Origin of the sequence: Allokutzneria sp. NRRL B-24872, assembly GCF_002155965.1 — a bacterium.
Classification (GTDB): Bacteria; Actinomycetota; Actinomycetes; order Mycobacteriales; family Pseudonocardiaceae; genus Allokutzneria.
On the sequence record NZ_MUMH01000157.1, the window covers coordinates 1 to 1,017 of the forward strand.

Genomic DNA, 1,017 nt, shown 5'->3' on the forward strand with positions numbered 1-1,017 from the left:
ACACCACCTGCACCGCCATCGGCTGCAACCAACCCGCCCACCGCTGCGACCTCGATCATTGTCGGCCGTTCGACGGCACCAACACCACGATCACCAACCTGCGCCCCAAGTGCCGCCATCATCACCGGATGAAGACCCACTCCAACTGGCGCTGCGAGAACCTGCCCGACGGCACCCACGTGTGGACCACGCCCCGGGGCTGGTCCACACGTGGGTGCCGTCGGGCAGGTTCTCGCAGCGCCAGTTGGAGTGGGTCTTCATCCGGTGATGATGGCGGCACTTGGGGCGCAGGTTGGTGATCGTGGTGTTGGTGCCGTCGAACGGCCGACAATGATCGAGGTCGCAGCGGTGGGCGGGTTGGTTGCAGCCGATGGCGGTGCAGGTGGGGTAGCGCAGGCCGAGTAGCTCCCGCTGTTTCGCCGTGGGGCGGTAGGTGTTGCCGACTTCTTCGGCCACACCGGTCACAGGGTCGGTGAGGATGCGCTTCCACACACCATCAGCGGCGATCTCACGAGCGACGCGAGCGGGGATGGGGCCGTAGCCACCGAGCATCCCGGGATCGTTGGTCAGGCCGAGCACGGCGGTGACAGGCATCGTCAGGTAGACCGTGGTTTGCCCCGCTGGGGTGGGAGTGTCCTTGCCCAGCAACAAGTCCTTCGCCACATCGGAGCGCTTCTGATCCAGAGTGCGATCGTCCTTGGGCAACGAGCGGGCGATGCGATCGACGTGATCGAACGCCAGCGCGGCGTCATGGGCGGACATCAACAACCGCAACAACGCCATGCCGTCATCGAGAGGGACCTTCTCCACCAGACGGGCCTTGCGTTTCTCCTCGTGACGACGCTCAGCCGCGGTGGGATCAAGACAGTGGATGAACCGGATCGCATACCGACGCGTCGCGGTGTAGTTGTTCACCGACGCATGCGCCAACAACGCCTCCTCCGCGATGGCGGCGTGCACAACGGTCAGGTTCTGCAACAGGTCGAGGATCATCAGGGCCTTGCCCTCATCAACCCG

General features: G+C 64.9%; 1 protein-coding gene. It reads right to left on the reverse strand.

Translation table 11 applies throughout. The annotated features are described in order from the left end of the window. Positions 1-90: 90 nt before the first annotated feature. A partial coding sequence (locus CCN37_RS32365) for an HNH endonuclease signature motif containing protein (protein WP_210408306.1) occupies positions 91-1,017 on the reverse strand: 927 nt, incomplete at its 5' end.